Source organism: Flavobacterium sp. XN-5 (genome assembly GCF_008033395.2).
Lineage (GTDB): Bacteria > Bacteroidota > Bacteroidia > Flavobacteriales > Flavobacteriaceae > Flavobacterium > Flavobacterium hiemivividum.
On the sequence record NZ_VOGZ02000008.1, the window covers coordinates 85481 to 103370 of the forward strand.

Annotated in this window: 20 protein-coding genes; 6 read left to right on the forward strand and 14 right to left on the reverse strand. The window is 34.9% G+C overall.

The features are described 5' to 3' along the window. The first annotated feature begins 131 nt into the window (after positions 1–131). Entirely contained in the window at positions 132–593 is a 462-nt protein-coding gene (locus FQU23_RS13265; protein ID WP_147674250.1) for an SRPBCC family protein, read from the forward strand. Further along, on the forward strand, positions 593–1888 hold the full coding sequence (locus FQU23_RS13270; RefSeq protein ID WP_147674251.1) for a cryptochrome/photolyase family protein: 1296 nt from the start codon (positions 593–595) through the stop codon (positions 1886–1888). Before FQU23_RS13265 ends, FQU23_RS13270 begins: the two co-directional genes overlap by 1 nt. 122 nt (positions 1889–2010) lie before the next feature. Here FQU23_RS13270 and FQU23_RS13275 read toward each other — a convergent pair whose 3' ends face one another. From FQU23_RS13275 to FQU23_RS13300, 6 genes are read right to left on the reverse strand one after another with little or no spacing between them, the layout of a single operon-like run. After that, entirely contained in the window at positions 2011–3429 is a 1419-nt protein-coding gene (locus tag FQU23_RS13275; protein ID WP_147674252.1) for an SDR family oxidoreductase, read from the reverse strand. Between the two features lie 23 nt (positions 3430–3452). Beyond that, positions 3453–4067, reverse strand: a complete 615-nt coding sequence (gene folE / locus FQU23_RS13280; protein WP_147674253.1) for a GTP cyclohydrolase I FolE — start codon at positions 4065–4067, stop codon at positions 3453–3455. 24 nt (positions 4068–4091) lie between these two features. Beyond that, the gene (locus FQU23_RS13285; protein ID WP_147674254.1) at positions 4092–4775 is read right to left on the reverse strand and encodes an SDR family NAD(P)-dependent oxidoreductase; all 684 of its coding nucleotides are present in this window, start codon (positions 4773–4775) and stop codon (positions 4092–4094) included. Between the two features lie 18 nt (positions 4776–4793). Further along, positions 4794–5075 carry a TIGR03643 family protein gene (locus tag FQU23_RS13290; RefSeq protein WP_147674255.1) on the reverse strand — a complete coding sequence of 94 codons (282 nt, stop codon included), beginning with the start codon at positions 5073–5075 and terminating at the stop codon, positions 4794–4796. A gap of 2 nt (positions 5076–5077) precedes the next feature. Further along, complete coding sequence (locus FQU23_RS13295; protein WP_132111551.1) at positions 5078–6376, reverse strand: ABC1 kinase family protein; 1299 nt, start codon at positions 6374–6376, stop codon at positions 5078–5080. Next, positions 6376–7035: a TetR family transcriptional regulator C-terminal domain-containing protein gene (locus FQU23_RS13300; RefSeq protein ID WP_147674256.1), complete on the reverse strand. Its 660-nt coding sequence runs from the start codon at positions 7033–7035 to the stop codon at positions 6376–6378. The genes FQU23_RS13295 and FQU23_RS13300 overlap by 1 nt, the downstream gene beginning before the upstream one ends. 121 nt (positions 7036–7156) lie before the next feature. Here FQU23_RS13300 and FQU23_RS13305 point away from each other — a divergent pair, with 121 nt between their 5' ends. After that, a complete protein-coding gene (locus FQU23_RS13305) occupies positions 7157–8071 on the forward strand; it encodes a TIGR01777 family oxidoreductase (RefSeq protein ID WP_147674257.1) in 915 nt (304 codons plus the stop codon). Between the two features lie 41 nt (positions 8072–8112). On the opposite strand, the gene FQU23_RS13310 is transcribed toward FQU23_RS13305, so the two are convergent. From FQU23_RS13310 to FQU23_RS13330, 5 genes are all read right to left on the reverse strand, one after another. Next, the gene (locus FQU23_RS13310; protein WP_147674258.1) at positions 8113–8649 is read right to left on the reverse strand and encodes a YceI family protein; all 537 of its coding nucleotides are present in this window, start codon (positions 8647–8649) and stop codon (positions 8113–8115) included. Positions 8650–8808: 159 nt separating this feature from the next. Beyond that, on the reverse strand, positions 8809–9357 hold the full coding sequence (locus FQU23_RS13315; protein WP_147674259.1) for an acyl-CoA thioesterase: 549 nt from the start codon (positions 9355–9357) through the stop codon (positions 8809–8811). A 2-nt stretch (positions 9358–9359) separates the two neighbouring features. Further along, complete coding sequence (locus tag FQU23_RS13320; RefSeq protein ID WP_147674260.1) at positions 9360–9725, reverse strand: 6-phosphogluconate dehydrogenase; 366 nt, start codon at positions 9723–9725, stop codon at positions 9360–9362. Positions 9726–9731: 6 nt separating this feature from the next. Further along, positions 9732–11102, reverse strand: coding sequence for a DNA recombination protein RmuC (rmuC, locus tag FQU23_RS13325; protein ID WP_147674261.1), 1371 nt, complete (start codon positions 11100–11102; stop codon positions 9732–9734). A gap of 130 nt (positions 11103–11232) precedes the next feature. Beyond that, positions 11233–11610 (reverse strand): hypothetical protein, encoded by a 378-nt coding sequence (locus FQU23_RS13330; protein ID WP_147674262.1) that lies wholly within the window; start codon positions 11608–11610, stop codon positions 11233–11235. Positions 11611–11776: 166 nt separating this feature from the next. Between FQU23_RS13330 and FQU23_RS13335 the strand changes: the two genes are divergently transcribed. The 3 genes from FQU23_RS13335 (at position 11777) to FQU23_RS13345 (ending at position 14584) form a co-directional block, all read left to right on the forward strand. Continuing rightward, positions 11777–12352: a pseudouridine synthase gene (locus FQU23_RS13335; RefSeq protein ID WP_147674263.1), complete on the forward strand. Its 576-nt coding sequence runs from the start codon at positions 11777–11779 to the stop codon at positions 12350–12352. A gap of 58 nt (positions 12353–12410) precedes the next feature. Beyond that, on the forward strand, positions 12411–12863 hold the full coding sequence (locus FQU23_RS13340) for a tRNA (cytidine(34)-2'-O)-methyltransferase (protein WP_147674264.1): 453 nt from the start codon (positions 12411–12413) through the stop codon (positions 12861–12863). A 113-nt stretch (positions 12864–12976) separates the two neighbouring features. Continuing rightward, positions 12977–14584 (forward strand): class I SAM-dependent methyltransferase, encoded by a 1608-nt coding sequence (locus tag FQU23_RS13345; protein WP_147674265.1) that lies wholly within the window; start codon positions 12977–12979, stop codon positions 14582–14584. 198 nt (positions 14585–14782) lie between these two features. Here the strand turns inward: FQU23_RS13345 and FQU23_RS13350 are convergent, their stop codons facing one another. From FQU23_RS13350 to FQU23_RS13360, 3 genes are all read right to left on the reverse strand, one after another. Then, the gene (locus FQU23_RS13350; protein WP_147674266.1) at positions 14783–15562 is read right to left on the reverse strand and encodes an ABC transporter ATP-binding protein; all 780 of its coding nucleotides are present in this window, start codon (positions 15560–15562) and stop codon (positions 14783–14785) included. 138 nt (positions 15563–15700) lie between these two features. Then, a complete protein-coding gene (locus FQU23_RS13355) occupies positions 15701–16732 on the reverse strand; it encodes a FecCD family ABC transporter permease (protein WP_147674267.1) in 1032 nt (343 codons plus the stop codon). Position 16733: 1 nt separating this feature from the next. Then, positions 16734–17876: an ABC transporter substrate-binding protein gene (locus FQU23_RS13360; RefSeq protein ID WP_147674268.1), complete on the reverse strand. Its 1143-nt coding sequence runs from the start codon at positions 17874–17876 to the stop codon at positions 16734–16736. Between the last annotated feature and the right edge of the window lie 14 nt (positions 17877–17890).

A 17890-nucleotide genomic window follows, 5' to 3' on the forward strand; every position in this document is an offset into this window, starting at 1 on the left:
TGTTTTACGTTACACTGCCGCTTTTATGATCTCATTTTTAGAACGAGGTCAATAACATTTTGCCCGAAACTTCGGGGAAATTTCCAAACGAAATATAGTTGTGAAGACAACATTTAAATCGAATAAAAACTATGAAAGTATATAAAAAAGAAACGGTGCAGCATGTAAATGCTACAGTTGAGGAATGCTGGAAGTTTTTTTCTAGTCCTAGGAATTTACAAAAAATAACTCCCGAAACGATGGGATTCCAAATCACGGATTTTGATAATAAATCCATGTATGCTGGACAAATTATCCAGTATAAGGTTTCACCGCTTTTAGGTTTAAAATTACCCTGGGTGACCGAAATTACCTTTGTAAAAGAAAATAGCTATTTTATAGATGAACAACGTTTTGGACCCTATTCTCTTTGGCATCACAAACACTTTTTTGAAGCTACTGAAAACGGTACAAAAATGACAGATCTCGTTCATTATGCTTTGCCGTTGGGTTTTTTAGGCAGAATAATGAACAGCCTAATAGTAAAGAATAAATTAAAAGAAATCTTTGAATATAGAGTGAAAAAGGTAAATGAAATCTTCAATTCTAAATAATGAATAAAATTGCTGTTTCTTTTTTTTGGTTTAGACGTGATTTACGTTTGGAAGATAATATTGGGCTGTTCTATGCTTTGGAATCTAAATATCCTGTAATTCCATTATTTATTTTTGATGATTTTATTTTAGATAGTTTGCCCAAAAACGATGCAAGAGTAGGTTTTATACACGAATCATTAGAAGGGATTAATCAGGAATTAAAAGAAATAGGAAGTTCGTTTTTAATAAAAAAGGGAGAAACTACAGCCGTTTGGAAGGACCTTATTCAACAATTTGATATCATGGAAGTTTTCTTCAATAAAGACTATGAGCCCTATGCCATAAAAAGAGATCAGGATATTTGTGAACTTTTAGTAAGTGAAAACATCGTTCCGTTTTCCTATAAAGACCAAGTTATTTTCGAAGAAAAAGAAATCACAAAAGCGGATGGATTGCCGTACACGATTTATACACCATTTAAAAACAAATGGCTGGAAAAATACAATTCTGTTGGCACAGTTCGCGAATATGTAACATCAGATAACTTTTCAAATTTCCACCAATCTGCCTTCGCTTTTCCATCCTTAAAGGAAATAGGATTTGTCGATAATTTCATCAAAGTAAAGCCTTATACTTTAGATTTAATTTCGAAATACCAAGAAATACGAGATTTTCCGGCAGTTGATGGCACATCTTATTTATCACCACATTTGCGTTTTGGAACCATTAGTGTTCGAAAGATGGTCAATTGGGCAGCAAAAACAAATGCTGTTTTCTTAAGCGAATTGATATGGCGGGAGTTTTTTATGCAAATCCTCTTTAATTTTCCAAGAGAGGTAACGCATAATTTTAAATCAGCCTATGATGGAATTCAATGGCGTAACAATGAAGAAGACTTCAAGCGCTGGTGTTCCGGAACTACAGGCTACCCCATGGTGGATGCCGGTATGAGACAATTGAATGAAACGGGTTATATGCACAATCGAGTGCGCATGGTTGTAGCAAGTTTTCTGTGCAAACATTTATTGATTCAATGGCAGTGGGGCGAAGCTTATTTTGCCGAAAAGTTATTGGATTATGAGATGGCGTCCAATGTTGGGAATTGGCAATGGGCAGCTGGAACTGGTTGCGATGCAGCACCTTATTTTAGGGTTTTCAATCCTGAAATTCAACTGAAAAAATTTGACGAAAAAGGAATTTATATTAGGAAATGGATTCCTGAATTTAATTTAGGTTACGGACAACCTATGGTGGAACATGCTTTCGCTAGAGACAGAGCTATAGCGACTTATAAAGTAGGAATATTGAAATAATCTTCTTTTTTCATTCCGACGAAGGAGGAATCCTAATTACGGGAGGCGTTTGATGAGATTCTTCCTTTGTCAGAATGAGAAGTTTGTGGTTATGTTTTATTGTATTATTAAAAAAAAGACATTTATTTTATCAACTCATTCAACATTCCATTAAAAATAAAACCATGAAAAGGCAAAACAGAATACCAATATAATTTTCCCCAGATTCCTTTTGGTTTAAAGGTTGCTGTTTGAATTAAATTGTTGTCAAGAATTTTGAATTCGAGCCAAGCTTGTCCAGGTAGTTTCATTTCAGCATATAAGACTAGTTTGCCTTCTTCTTTATTGGCATACAAAACCCGCCAAAAGTCCAAAACATCTCCAGTGTGGATCTCATGTCTGTTTGTTCTTCCTCTTCGAGAACCAACACCTCCAAAAAGTTTGTCTATAAAACCCCGAATTCCCCAGAGCCAATCGCCATAATACCATCCAGTTTCACCTCCTAAAGACCAAATTTTATCAACGGTATAATCTCGATCGACTAGTTCTTTTTTTCGACTGTCAATAAAGCAATCTTCTTTTGGAATGGTAAGGTATTCTGAAATACTACTGCTAAACCTACCGCTGGCTAAGGAATCTTTCCAGCTGGAAGCCACTTTGTCTTCACCAACTTTAATTAAAGCAAGAGACAGTGCATCCTTGTATGACATAGGTTTTACATCAAGTAATTCATTTATTCTGGTGTCTCTGCAAACTACTTCAACTTTCATACTGCTTACTAATGCCGAAGCTAATTTATAGGAGGTAGAAGTAACAAAATAAAGCCAATACGACGATAGTTTTGGAGTCATTAATGGCACGGTGTAAATCCATCTTTTTAAATTTTTAGCCTTGGCAAAACCCAATAACATTTCCTTATAAGTAAGTATATCCGGCCCGCCAATATCAAAGTTTTGTTTGTATGTCAATGGATTTAATAAAGACTTTGATAAGAATTCGAGGACATTACGGATCGCAATAGGCTGGCATCTGGTATTAAGCCATTTTGGGGTAATCATAAGTGGGAGCTTCAGTACCAAATCTCTAATGATTTCAAATGAAGCGCTTCCTGAACCCACAATAATTCCTGCTCTTAGCGCTGTTAATGCAAAAGTTCCAGTGTTTAAAATATTTTCCACATTTTTTCTGGACGACAGATGTTTAGAAAGAGCATCATCATTGACAATCCCGGTTAGGTAAATGACTTGTTTAGCATCAGTATTGTTTATCCTATTCACAAAATTGGTAGCTGAAGTACTTTCTAGTTCATCATAATTGTCCTTTGAACTTGCCATGGAATGAATAAGGTAGTAACCAGCATCAATATCATTAGGAATATTTTCTAATGTTTCTTCCTTTAAAAAATCGACTTCAATTACAGCGATGTTTTTTTCGAATTCTTTTGGGATAAAAAATCTATTTTTATCTCTCACGCAACAAATAACATCATGACCTTGCCCAATTAAAATAGGTAGAAGTCGTTTTCCAATGTAACCTGTTGCGCCTGTTAAGAGAATTTTCATAGATCTTATTTTTAGTATTAAATTTAACTAAATTTATTAGAAATCAGGCTAATAAACTCTTTTCTAGTTTTGTCTTTTTCAAAAGCGCCGGTAAATGATGAGGTTGTAGTAACTGAATTTTGTTTTTGAATTCCTCTCATTTGCATGCACATGTGCTGCGCTTCAATTACTACAGCTACACCTAATGGATTTAAGGCGTCTTGTATGCAATTTTTTATTTGATCTGTTAATCTTTCTTGTACCTGCATTCTTCTGGCAAAAGCATCGACAATTCTTGGAATCTTGCTAAGTCCCACAATTTTTCCATTTGGAATGTAAGCAATATGTGCTTTTCCAAAAAATGGTAACATATGATGTTCACACATAGAGTACACTTCAATATCTTTTACGATAATCATGTGTTTATGATCCTCTGTAAACATAGCTGATTTTAAAATTTCTAATGGATCCAGTTGGTAGCCATGCGTTAAATATTGCATTGCTTTAGCAGCTCTAACAGGCGTATTTAAAATACCTTCGCGATGTACATCTTCACCTAAATTAGTAATAATTGATTTATAATTTTCAGCGATTACTTCTGTGACTTCCACATTATATTGCTCTACTTTTTCGTAATTTTTAGTTTCTTTTACTATCATGTTTTTACTTATTTGTTCGTTATTTTACAATTTAAAGCTTACCATTCCGTAGTCCATTTCAAAAATCTGACCTGACATCGATTTGGCTTTTTCTGAAATCAGGAAATTTGCCATTTCCGCTACTTCTTCTGGTTTTAAGTAACTTTTCATGGGGTGGCGTTCTATCATATTTTCCTTCATTCGATCATTTCTTAGAATATTTGCGGAGAGTGTAGTTTCAGTAATAGTAGGAGCAATGGCATTTATTCGAACGGTCGAAGCTAACTCTGCTCCCAGAGATTTCAGGAGACCTTCCACTCCCGCTTTTGCAGTTGCAATACTCGCGTGAAAAGGCATTCCCAGTTTTACCGCAACGGTACTAAACAAAAGAATTGATGGGTTTGTTCCTTTCTTTAAAACTGGTAAATATTTCTGAATTGTTTTTACCGCTCCAATAACGTTGATTTCAAAATCATTTCTAAAATCAGCGATACTTAAACTGCCTATTGGTTTTAAATTGATAGAACCTGGACAGTAGATTAAAGTATCTATGTTTTCTATTTCAGGTAATTCATCTGTCAGAATGTTTATTGAATGATGGCTTAGATTTTCATGCGCAACTTCCGGTGCCGTTCTACTGATATTGTAAACTCGGTTCGTTTCTAATTGCTGCATTAAAATAGCATTCCCAATACCTTTACTTCCACCTATTATAACTATGTTTTTCATTCGAAAATTATTTTTGGTTTATCTTTTTGATATTTTATTATTGTTGATTTGTCTTTGCCTGCTGCATTTAAAGCGGCCTTCTTTAAAATCACGAAGTTTTTCATGTTTTGTTTTTCGGCCCTGAACTCTTTTACGCCATCTTCTAAAACTGCTCAATTTGAGTTCGACCCGCATTAGTTCTATTACTTGCTGTTCTTTTAGTCCAAATTGAAGTAAAATGGCGTCAAATGTCGTTCTGTCTTCCCAGGCCATTTCGATCACTCGATCTTTTTCTAAATCAGATAAATGAAGTTCTGTCATGCTTAGTATTTTAAATATTCAGTGACTGTAATTTTCGCTTTTAAATCAAACATCAAATTATAAAGTCCAAAGAAGGTACGATTCATATAGATGAAATGTTTGGATCCTCTATTGCCATTCATCTTTTTAAGGTTGGTGTCATTTGCAAAACGTTCTCCAAGGCTGGCTATATTTTCAAAGAATTCTTCATTCGAAAAATCGAAAGTTGCTTCCTGAAACGGTTTTGTAAATAAGGACAATAGATCATAAAACATGGCGGTGAAATATTCTATTTCTTCTTTTGAATCATCCACTCTCAGGATTTCTAATTCAAATAATTTTTCTCTAAATAGCGCCGCATTGTCTATTACATTTGGATCGATCAATTCAAAATAGGGAACGTAAAACTCATTTGGGATGCTTTTCATACATCCAAAATCAAGGGCAATTAGTTCATTCTTATCGTTTATTAAAAAATTTCCGGGATGTGGGTCAGCATGTACTTTTTTCAAAACATGGATTTGATACATATAAAAATCCCATAAAGCCTGACCTATTTTATTTGCAATTATTGGATCGGTATTTTTAAATTCTGATAAATGTACGCCAGTCATCCAGTCCATAGTAATAATCTTCTCTGAAGAATATTCAGGATAGTACTCAGGAAAAACAAGGTTTTCTATTTTTCTACAAGCATCAACTACTTCTTGGCTTTGCTTTAGTTCCAATAAATAGTTGGTTTCTTCAATTAGTTTGTCTTCTACTTCTTTAAAGTATTTATCAGAGTCTTTTCCTTGCAGGTTAAACATTCTGATCGCTATAGGTTTTACCAAGGCCAAATCAGAAGAGATGCTGTTTGCAACTCCAGGATATTGAATTTTTACCGCTAGTTTTTTATTGTTTTTTACCGCCAAATGTACCTGACCGATACTCGCTGCATTAACCGAATTAGCGTTGAACTCATCAAAAATTTCATAAGGCGTTTTACCAAAATTATTTTTGAAAGTTTTTAATACTAAAGGAGCCGAAAGTGGGGGAACAGAAAATTGAGACAGTGAAAATTTCTCCACATAAGCTTGTGGTAGGAAATTCTTATCCATACTTAGCATCTGCGCTACTTTTAAGGCGCTTCCTTTTAGACTTTTTAAGCCGTCATAAATATCTTCGGCATTGTCTTCATTTAATTTGTCACGGGTCAAATCAGAATTAACTATTTTTTCACCGTAATATTTAAGGTAATTCACACCTACTTTTGCTCCGGTTTGAACCAGTTTTGTGGCTCTCTCAATTTTTGACGTTGGAATATAATCGATTGTTTTCATTATTTGTTTTGTACTTTTTCTTTGAAAATAAATTTTCCAAAGTCAATTAAACTATCTATTGGTGCAATGTTCATTAATTCGAAACTCAGTTTTACCGATTTTTCGATGTAGATATCTGTTTTTTCAAATGCTGGAGATTCATCTTCTAACCAGAACTTGAGTGTTAATAATAATTGAATCCATGCGCTTTCCTGAATTGCTTTTTTCTGAAAGTCCTGAATTTTTTCTTGCTTAATTAAATAGTCGTCTGTAATAATTTCGGCAACATACTTTTTAAAACTTGTTCTCAGACTCGAAAGTTGTATTAGATTTTTCAGCTGATTTCCATGCTCCCTTAAACTCATGGTCACATAACTTCTGTTGGCCGTCAGTAATTCGAAAAAGGTAAAGTAGAAACTCAGCATTTTAGATTTCATATCATAATCGGCGTAGTTTTCATCTTTATGAAGCAATTCTACTGTCATTTCTAAAAACATTTTAAAAATTTCTTTTTCTACGCTTTCGATAGTTCCGAAAAAGGCATAAAACTCTGTTTCCGTAAAATCGTTAAGTTTTGCGAAAAGATAGACAGATTTTGGTTTTTCGCCATTTTCTAAAACATAATTCATATACAGGGAAACTATTTTTTCTTTTGTAACTTTAGTTTTCTTCATTGTCATTTTTAATTATTTAAAAAATTAGAGTATAAAGATAATGAATGTTTAACGAAATAATCATAAAGTTAAACAAAAATTATTATGTACCTTTGGAAAAGCGAGTTTGAATTATAAAATAAAGGTTATGAAAAAGAATGTATTGCTCACAGGAGGTACTGGATTTGTAGGGAAGCATTTAACTAAAGTTTTGATAGATGGTGGTTTTTCCGTTTCTATACTCAGTAGAAGTAAGCAAGAAAATACTGCATCTATTTTTTACTATACTTGGGATGTGCAAAAGCAAACTATAGAGAAGGAAGCTGTACTAAATGCAGATTATATTATTCATTTGGCAGGAGCAAATATTGCTGAAAAGCCTTGGACTGCCAAACGAAAAGAGGAAATAATTAATAGTCGGCAGCAGTCTGCTCAGTTACTATATTCTGTTTTAAAAAAGAATGATAAAAAATTAGACGCGTTTATTTCTGCATCGGCGATTGGTATTTATGGGGCAGTAAATGGAGAGGAAGTTTGTACGGAGGAATCCGCTCTAGGCGATGATTTCTTAGGTCTTACTTGTCAAAAATGGGAAGCCGCAGCAGATCAATTTGAAAAATTAGGAATTCGTACAGTGAAAGTTCGCACTGGTTTAGTCTTAGGGGAAAATGATGGCTTTTTAAATAAACTAACACCTATTTTTAAATGGAGATTGGGTTCTGCACTGGGTTCTGGAAAACAGTATATGCCATGGATTCACGTAGAAGACTTGTGCGGCATCTATCTCGAAGCGATTAACAATATAAACATGTCAGGGCCTTATAATGCAGCCATAAATGATAATACTACAAATGCCAGTTTCTCAAAAGCATTAGCTAAAGTGTATGGTTATAAAATCTGGTTGCCTAATGTTCCAGGGTTCTTAATTAAATTGGCAATGGGTGAAATGGCTAAAATAGTGTTGACAGGAAGAAGAGTTTCATCGGCTAAAGTGAAGCAAGTAGGATTTAATTTTAAACATACTAATTTAGAAGAAACCTTAAAAATCTGTATATCGGAGTAAATGTTCGACTTTGTTCACTTTTTATTGGGCAATCAAACCCATTATAAAACAGATTTAACCGAAACTTTTACACTCTTTGAAACTTTATTTCTAATGATGTAAGGGATTTCGATCTTGTAATCATCAGTGTTTAGATTAAAATTTGAGATTATCTCCATTCCGTTTGCTACTTTTTTAATTGTGGCTGGAACTCGAATGTTTTTTGATTGGCCGTGTAAATTTATTTTCCCATTGATGTAATATTCTGTAGCTTCTGATGCAATATTTTTTAAATCAAATTTTTCTATTAAACCTTTAAAAGTAGCTTTGGGGTATTTACTGCTTTCCATATAAATTTTATTGAAATGCTCTTGCATTAAACTTCTTTCGAAAGAAAAATTCTCGATATCCACAGTAAATAAAATCGTTCCTTTCTTAGTATTTAAAACACAATGAACATTCTTATTCCCGGCTTTTATTGGCTCAAATAAAGGCACAGATGCTTCAAAAAGAACTTCACTATTTGTAGTAGCTAGTTTTTCTTGTGCATTGATGATATATGCTGTTAATAGTGACAATAGGAGTAAAAGTATTTTCATTTTGTGACCAGATTGATGCTACTTAAAGTTACGAAAAAATAGGCGTTTTTCCTAAAAATGGAATACTAATAACATCAAAAAAAACTTCAAAGAATTTAATAACTCTTTGAAGTTTGCTGTACTGAATGAAGCTTTAATAGGAGTTACAAAAAGTTGGTTTTATTTTAATTCAACTAAAACATTATACTTTTCTAAACTCGCTAATGTTTCGATTGAGCTATAATTAAAATTTTCCTCATGACGATCTTTTTCTTTCTTCAAAGAAATTTGTTTTAAGCAATTACAAAAACGGCGTACTTCTTCTAAACTAGATAGAATAAGACCTGGTACTTTTTCGTTTTTACCGTCCTTGTCTTTTGATACCATGGTAAAGTAAGAGGAATTGCAATGCTTTACTGCTCCTGTTTGAATATTTTCAGCTTCGACACGGATACCAATAATCATCGAACTCTTACCTACATAATTCACGCTGGCTTTCATCGTGACTAGTTCGCCCACTTCTATAGGTTTTAGGAAGTTTACGGTGTCCACAGAAGCTGTTACACAATAATTTCCTGAAAACTTAGATGCACATGCAAATGCGATTTGATCGAGTAGAGACAGGATGTACCCACCATGTATTTTTCCGCTAAAATTGGTGTGCGAAGGCAACATTAATTCGGATATCGTGATTTTTGACGAAGCAACAGTTTTGAAGCTGGTATTCATGTTTAATGTGATTTAAATGGAGATTCTTTTTCTTTTACGGCGATGACAAAATATTTTGATTCGCCCCACCAGGGGAATGTTTTATAACGCTCGATGTAGGTTAATCGAACATACTGTCCTTCCAGATCTTTTAAGTCGCTAATTACTTGCTTGTCTTTATCTAATACCGAAAAAGCAAAAATTTGTGCACCAGACATGCCTTGGCTTATTTCTCCTTCCCAGGTTTTGTAAGCCACACCTTTATGGCTAAACTTAATTAGTTGGCCAGATTGAATCCCTTCACTGTAAGTAGCATAATAGATAAATGTAAAATAGCTGATTATGGATAATAGAAGTACTAGTCCCAAAATTATTGATATTTTTTTCATCGGAATTTAGTTTAATCGTTGGTTTTCATCTTTCTCAGCTCTTGATAAGATTTTTTCGGGCAGCGATTTTTTTGCTTTTGCTCCCATTTTTTTTAGTTTTTCAACACTGGTGATCAAGTTTCCTTTTCCTTCTACAAGTTTGTTCATCGCACCGCTATATTCCATTTTGCTTTCGTCTATTTTCTTGCCAATTTTGATTAAATCAGCCACAAAACCTTCAAATTTATCATATAAAGCACCAGCTTGCCTTGCAATTTCAAGTGCGTTTTCCTGTTGCTTCTGGTTGGTCCACATGCTGTCAATGGTTCGTAAAGTAGCTAGGAGGGTAGCAGGAGTTACAATTACAATATTTTTTTCAAATGCCTTATTGTACAAACTCGTGTCCTCATTTAGTGCCATTGCAAATGCAGGCTCGATAGGAATAAATAGCAGCACAAAATCAGGACTCTCTATTTGGTATAAATCCTGATAGTTTTTATTACCCAGTTGTTCTACGTGACGCTTGATCGAATTTAGGTGCTCTTTTAGATAGGCTCTCTTTAAATCGTCATCGTCTTCGTTGATGTGTTTCTCGTAAGCGGTCAGTGAAACTTTCGAATCGACAATCATTTTTTTACCATCAGGAAGATTGATTACAACGTCAGGAAAAACACGGCTGCCATCCTCAGTCGTGAAGCTTTGTTGCACTTCATATTCCCGACCTTTTTCTAAACCTGATTTTTCTAAAACTCTCTCCAGAACTAGTTCGCCCCAATTACCTTGCATTTTACTATCGCCCTTTAAAGCTTTAGTCAAGTTGATGGTTTCCTTACTCATCTGAAGATTCATTTGCTGCAAACCTAAAATCTGTTGGCGTAAAGCCGCATGATAATCAATACTTTCTTTGTGGGTATCTTCGACTTTCTTTTCGAATAATTGAATTTTATCTTGCAAAGGGGACAGGATGTTTTTCATGTTTTCCTTGTTCTGCTCGGTGAATTTATTCGATTTTTCGTCTAATATTTTGTTGGCAAGATTCTCAAACTCTTTGGTGAATTTTTGCTGCAGTTTTTCTACTTCGTCTCTTTGCTCTTTGTTTCGTTCCCATAAATTTTCAAAATCGACTTCCTTTTTAGAAAGCTGGATAGCCAAGCTGTCTTTTTCATTTCGAATTATCTCCTTTTCTCTAGCAATTTTTTCTAAATGACTTTCAAAAGTAGTTTTGTCATTCAAAAATTGCTCTTTCAGTTGGTTAAACTGAGAGGAAGAAGAAATGAGTTGCTCTTCTAAGCTTATTTTTTCAGTTTGAAAACGGGCGGAGTAAATGAGTTTTCCAATGAAAACACCAATTGACAATGCAATAATAAACAAGAGTAAAAAAGGAAACATATTTGACATAGAAAGAGTGATTGCTGTAAAAAGTAAAAGTAAGGAATATTACATCTTAGTACTAAACTTATTAATTAGAAAATGAAAAAGCCAATAAAAACGATTGTTCTTATTGGCTTTTCGAATGACTGAAAAAACTTTATTCATCCTCTGATTTCATGTTTCCTCGATCCTTGTGATTGTCCGGATGCGAGGCAGGATAGCGATTTGCAGTGATGTCTGAGTTGAGATCTTTATTCTCCACTGTTTTCATCGCTTCATCCTCAGTGTTAACACCTCTACTCATGCTTTCGTTTTCATTCCAACTGCGGTCTTCGTCAGGAATATGCGCAACGGATCCATCGACATTTTGTGCCCTTTGTACAATAGTTTCATTTCCTTCAGCATCAATTTCTATTTCATTTGTAAGAATCGAATCTTGCGCTTTGTCTTTGTCGGCCACGTATTTTCCGCTAAAACCTTCATTGGTACTCTGTTTATCGAACTCATTTTTTGAATTTAGATCTTTATTTTCCATGATTTAAAATTTTAGTGATTGTAATTATAACCATAATAATACAGCTTTTTGCTGAAGAAAGTAAATCATTTAACATAGCGTTTAGATTATTAAAATGTACCTGATAGATATTTAGATGCTAACAAAACAACACTATCTTTGCGTTTTATAAAATTAATTAAAGTCAATGTCCCATCAGCATTTCATTCTTCACAAACCTTATGGTTACTTAAGTCAATTTATCTATGAACTGAAACGTAAAAAGAAATTGCTTGGCGAATTGTATGATTTCCCTGCAGGAACGATGGCCATTGGTCGCTTAGACGAAGACTCAGAAGGACTATTGCTCCTTACTACAGATGGAAAGATGAGCGAAATTATTCGGTCTAAAAAAGTGGACAAAGAATACTATGTTCAGGTCGATGGTATAATTAATCAGGAAGCAATCGACCAGATGAAGGCAGGTGTCGAGATAGGTTTCAACGGAACAAAATATGTCACTAAAAAATGTGAAGCGTCTTTGATAACTGAGATTCCCGATTTTGGTACTAGAGGAAAAAAAATACGGGACGAACGACACGGCCCCACTTCTTGGGCATCAATAACTGTCAATGAGGGAAAGTTTCGCCAAGTGCGAAAAATGACTGCTGCCGTAGGCTTTCCTACCTTACGATTGGTTCGGGTGCGAATTGGTAATGTACATCTGAATGATTTACAAGCTGGAGAAGTTAAAGAAGTCTCCGATTTTCAAATAGAAATTTAAAGGTATTGAGGTGATTTTTTCAATCTTTTAATTTTTCAATCTTTTAATAAAGTATAGCATGTTAAACATCGTTTTAGTAGAACCCGAAATCCCCAATAATACAGGGAATATAGGCCGATTGTGTGTGGGAACCGAAAGTAGATTACACCTGATTCATCCTTTTGGTTTTGTGATTAATGACAAAAATCTCAAACGTTCCGGATTGGATTATTGGGTACATCTCGATGTGACCGAATATCAAAATGTAGCGGAATGGACCGCTCAAATTCCTGATAAGTCCAGGGTTTTTCTGATGAGTTCCCATGCGGAGAAATCCTATTTGGACACCGAATTTCAAGATGGAGACTGGTTGGTTTTTGGAAAAGAAAGCAAAGGATTGAGTGAAGAAGTTTTGGCTAAATTCGAAAATCATTTAAAAATTCCGATGTCTAGTTTGATACGAAGCTTTAATATCGCTAATTCGGTTGCTTTTGTCATTGGCGAAGCCAAAAGGCAGATTCAACTTAAGTAATATCGTAGTATAAAGCATTATCTAGTGCTGCTATAGTTCGCGAGGAATTTTATATATTTGAGTATCGCTTTTGTTTTTTTTGCAATTATGACTCATCTTAAAACTTCCTTTTTATGATTGATAAAGCTTCTTTGCGCAGTACAATTTTCAGACATTTAGATGGCTTAGTGACGGCGCCAGTCGCATATTCACTACATAAAAAGGGAATTTTGGCTTTTATTCTAGATCGAAAAGAAGCTAGTCTAAAGGAAATTACGACGCATTTTAGCGCTAACGAAGGCTACATCAACGTGGGCTTGCGCGTTTTATGTTCTCAAGGATTTCTGCAATATCATATCAATAACGCAACGGACGAGATCAAATTTACAATTACAGAAAAAAGCAAAATGGCTTTTTCACTATTTCATTTGTATGAAGACGTAGTGGACTTATTGAAGTTTTCGATGCAATTTCATCCTCGGTTAATTGAAGAAGCTCCCTTTGGGCGGTTACAGGTAATTTTCGAAAAATATAAAAGAAATTATGAGGTCGAACTTTCCGTTGATCCATTAGAAAAAGAGATACAACAACAGATATTATTGCATATTGAAGGTGTTTTGGTGGGACCCATATTAGTGCGATTAGGAATGAGCGGCATGTTTCATAAATATTTTATGGAGGTATCTTTCCGTCCGGAGGAATTTCACAAGTCGCCCGAAAACTTCAAAATTATTTTGGATTTCTTTGTTCATTTAGGTTGGTTTACGCAAAAAAAAGGAAATTATCAATTTACAGAAACAGGGTTGTTTTTTGCCAAAAGGGCTGCCGCTTATGGTGTGACGGTTTCTTATCTACCAACTTTCAGTAAAATGGACGATTTGCTTTTTGGTAATCCCGCTGTTTTAAGGACTATTGGCGAAGGCGAAGATGAAATTCACGTTGATAGGGAAATGAATGTTTGGGGAAGCGGTGGCGCACATGAAACCTATTTCAAAATAGTCGATGAAATCATCATCAAATTATTTAATTTGCCAATAGAAGACCAGCCAAAAGGAATTTTAGATATGGGTTGTGGAAATGGCGCTTTTTTAGAACATGTCTTCGCCGTTATCGAAAGGCAAACTTTGAGAGGTAAAATTCTCGATGAATATCCTTTATTTTTGGTAGGTGCCGACTATAATCAGGCAGCGTTGAAAGTAACGAGGGCTAATTTGATTAAAGCTGATATTTGGGCTAAAGTGATCTGGGGAGACATCGGTCGTCCTGACTTACTAGCAGATGATTTAATGGAAAATTACGGGATTGATTTAAAAGATTTACTGAATGTGAGAACCTTTCTGGACCACAACAGGATCTGGGAAGAACCAAAAAACATTTCGAACGACAGAGTAAGTCAGTCCACAGGATCTTTTGCGCATCGAGGAAAGCGAGTGAGTAATAATCTAGTAGAAGATAATCTCGTGGAGCATTTTAATAAATGGTCTCCTTATGTTAGGAATTTTGGTCTCCTGGTGATAGAATTGCACACTATTCCGCCTTGCCTAACAGCCGCTAATCTTGGTAAAACAGCTGCGACGGCTTATGATGCGACCCATGGTTTTTCTGATCAATATATAGTGGAAATCCCCGTTTTACATAAAGTCGCTGCCGAGGCAGGATTGTATCCAGACACTCAGTACTTTAAAAGATTCCCAGATTCGAATAGTGCTACTGTGAGTATTAATTTATTAAAAGGAAAGTAGGGAGCGATTAGTGCTCAGTTTATTAGTGTTCAATCTTGATTATAATGGTTACAGTTTTCAATACCAAGGTCAGCCGTAGCTTTCAAACCCAGTTTATAGCCTATGCTTTCAAAAGCATTTCATATTTAGTTTTGAATGTTTACACACAATTTTCAAATTTCGTCACCCCACCCCTGCTTCGTAGGGGGTGGGGGGGGATTACACAATCACGAACTTCCCTTTTTCAGAATCAAACGAGATGTGTTCGTCTTTGAAAATAGTGTCGAAACTCCCTTTTGAAATCAAATTACAAGGTTCGTCTTGTATGATAGTTTCCGGTGTCATAAGGATCATGTCGTCACTCAATTGAATCGCCATATCAATATCGTGTGTCGAAAACAAAATACATTTATTGGTTTCCTTTGTCAATCTTTTCAGCAATTTAAATAGTGCCACTTTGTGTAATAAATCCAAGTGGGTGGTGGGTTCGTCTAAAATGATAAGTGGAGTATCTTGTGCCAAAGCCCGTGCCACCAGTACTTTTTGTAATTGCCCGTCACTGATTTCATAATGCTTTTTTGAGGCCAGATGACTGATTTGGGTCAGTTCAAGTGCTTCATTAATTTTGGCAGAATCGACATCCGATAAAGTTCCAATCCAATTGGTATAAGGTTGACGTCCCAAAGCGACTAATTCGAAAACAGTCAGATTACTTGGCGGTAGTTTTTCGGTTAAAACAATACTTAGATTTTGAGCTAGTTCTAGCGGTTCGTAATCGGTTACTTTTTTATCATTGAGATAAACAGTGCCTTCAAGTGGTTTCTGAATCCCAGTAATTGTTCGAAGCAAGGTCGATTTTCCTATTCCGTTAGCACCAATTAATGCAATTAGTTTTCCTTGCTGTAAATTCAAGTTGAGGTTTTGAGCAATGGACGTTACAGCATTTTTGGTTCTGTAACCAATGCTTAAATTTGAAGTGGTCAGGATATTTTTATTCATCTATTTTCGAGTTTTTTAACCACATAGAAACATAGTTTATTTTAATAAAACCATTAAGATTCGTTAAGAATTTTTATTAGCACCTAAATTTTATAAATGTCTTAATGGAAAAAGACTGAACGTAATTTTTTTGAGTCATCATCCCATCATTTTTCGTTTTCGAACCAATAACCAAATCACTATTGGCGCACCAAGCAATGAAGTTATGGCATTAATAGGTAGGGTGATATCAAATCCTGGCATTTGTGAAACTACATCACATACAAGCATAATTCCTGCACCAAGAAGAAGCGTACTCCAATATAAAACCGAATGATTACTAGTTTGAAACAATAGTTTTGCAATATGCGGAACGGCTAAACCTATAAAGGCGATTGGACCAGCATAAGCTGTAATGCTTCCTGCCAAAATACTGGTAGCCAAAATAATGATAAGACGTGTTTTTTTGAAATTGAGTCCCAAGCTTCTTGCATAATTTTCCCCAAGAAGTAAGGCATTCAAGGGTTTGATACTAAATAGACTTAAAAGCAATCCTATAAAAACGCAAATGGATAAAATTAAAATGGAACTCCAAGATAGATTCCCTAAGGTTCCCATAGACCAAAAGGTGAATTTTTGCAATTGTTCGGCAGTACTGAAATAAGTCAATGTTCCTACGATTGCACTGGTAAAACTACCAAACATCAGTCCTACTATTAGGATTGCCATAGTATCTCGCAAACGATGCGAAACTAGCAAAACGGCTAGTAAAACGATAGAACTTCCCATAGTGGAGGCAATAACGATTCCGTAAGAAGATAATAAAATATGGCTAATAAATGCAGGCATAAATGCAGCTCCTAAAATCACAAAAGCAACTCCTAAACTAGCACCCGAACTCAGCCCTAAAACATAAGGTCCTGCAAGTGGATTCCTAAATAAAGTTTGCATCAGTAATCCACTAATGGAAAGCCCCATTCCAACTAAAACCGCTGTAATCGCTTTGGGCAATCGGTAATTGATGATAATGTATTCCCAAGTGGATTTGCTCGCCTGTCCACCAGTCAAGCTGCTGTATACTTCCTTGAAAGGAATGGTTATCGAGCCAAAACTGATGTTTATAAAAAACAAGACGATAAGTCCTAAACCAAGTAAGGAAAATAAAAGAATATTACGTTGTTTATTGGCCAATTTAGTTCAGTTTTTGTGCAAAGGTAAATGTATAATTGGGAAGTAATTCAGGATGGAAGATTTTGATATAATCTTTTAATACTAAATCCGGTCGACTGGGTGCCGATTCATAATAAATTGTTCCTCCTGTTGCTCCTATTTTGCCCTCAAAAGTATAAACTTGTTTGGTTTTAAAAGCATCAAATTGACTGTAATGTGGATTGATTTTTTCTAATTCCGCTACCGTTTTAAAAGGACCTGTAGCAATCCAATAATTGGCGGTTTTTGCTTTTTCTAATACTTTTTCGAATGATAATCCAATGCTGCCTGTTCCTTCGGTATCTGACCAAAGATAATTGGCTTTGGCATCTTTTAAAAATTGTGCGACCCAGCTATTGGCTTTGGCTACATACCATTGGTCTTGGTACATCGAGCCATATAATATGGTTGCTGTTGGCTTTTTGGTGGAAACCAAATTCAAAGCTTCTTTGTAATTTTTTATAATATCGTCAAATTGAGTTTTGGCTTCTTTTTCTTTTCCAAAAAGAGCTCCGTACAGTTTTATCCATTCTGCTTTTCCAAGCGGTGATTGTTCCATCCAGTCGGCTTGAATCAATACTTTTAAGCCACTTTTCTCCAGATTATCAATCATTGGATTGTTATTATCAATACCAAAAGTGACTATAAGTTCAGGACTCATTTCAATCAATTGCTCCATGTTTAGTTTTTCGTTTTGTCCTACATTTTTAACGGAACCATTGTCAATTAATTTTCGAGTTTTTGAGGAAGAAATGTAATCTGTATGTGGGAATCCAACCAAATGGTTTTCAACTCCAAGCATTTCCAAATAAGGAATAATAGTGGTTGAGGTGACAACGATTGATTCTAAAGGAACTTGAATTGTATTGTATTTTTGTAAGCTATCAGGAACGACAACGTTCTTCTCTTTTAAGAGATAAGTAAAGTCTTTATCAGCATTAGGCCAAGGGTTGATTATCTTTACTATCGAATAGCCTTCGTGCTTGAATATAGCTAAGCTACTGGCGTATTCTATTTCGTTTTTTGCGTTTGAAAATGATTTATTTTCTGATTTTTCAATTTTTTTACAACTAACAAAAGTTACAAGAACAAGTAATAAAAGAATTTTATAGGAAGTAAGTTTCATGGTACCATTTTATT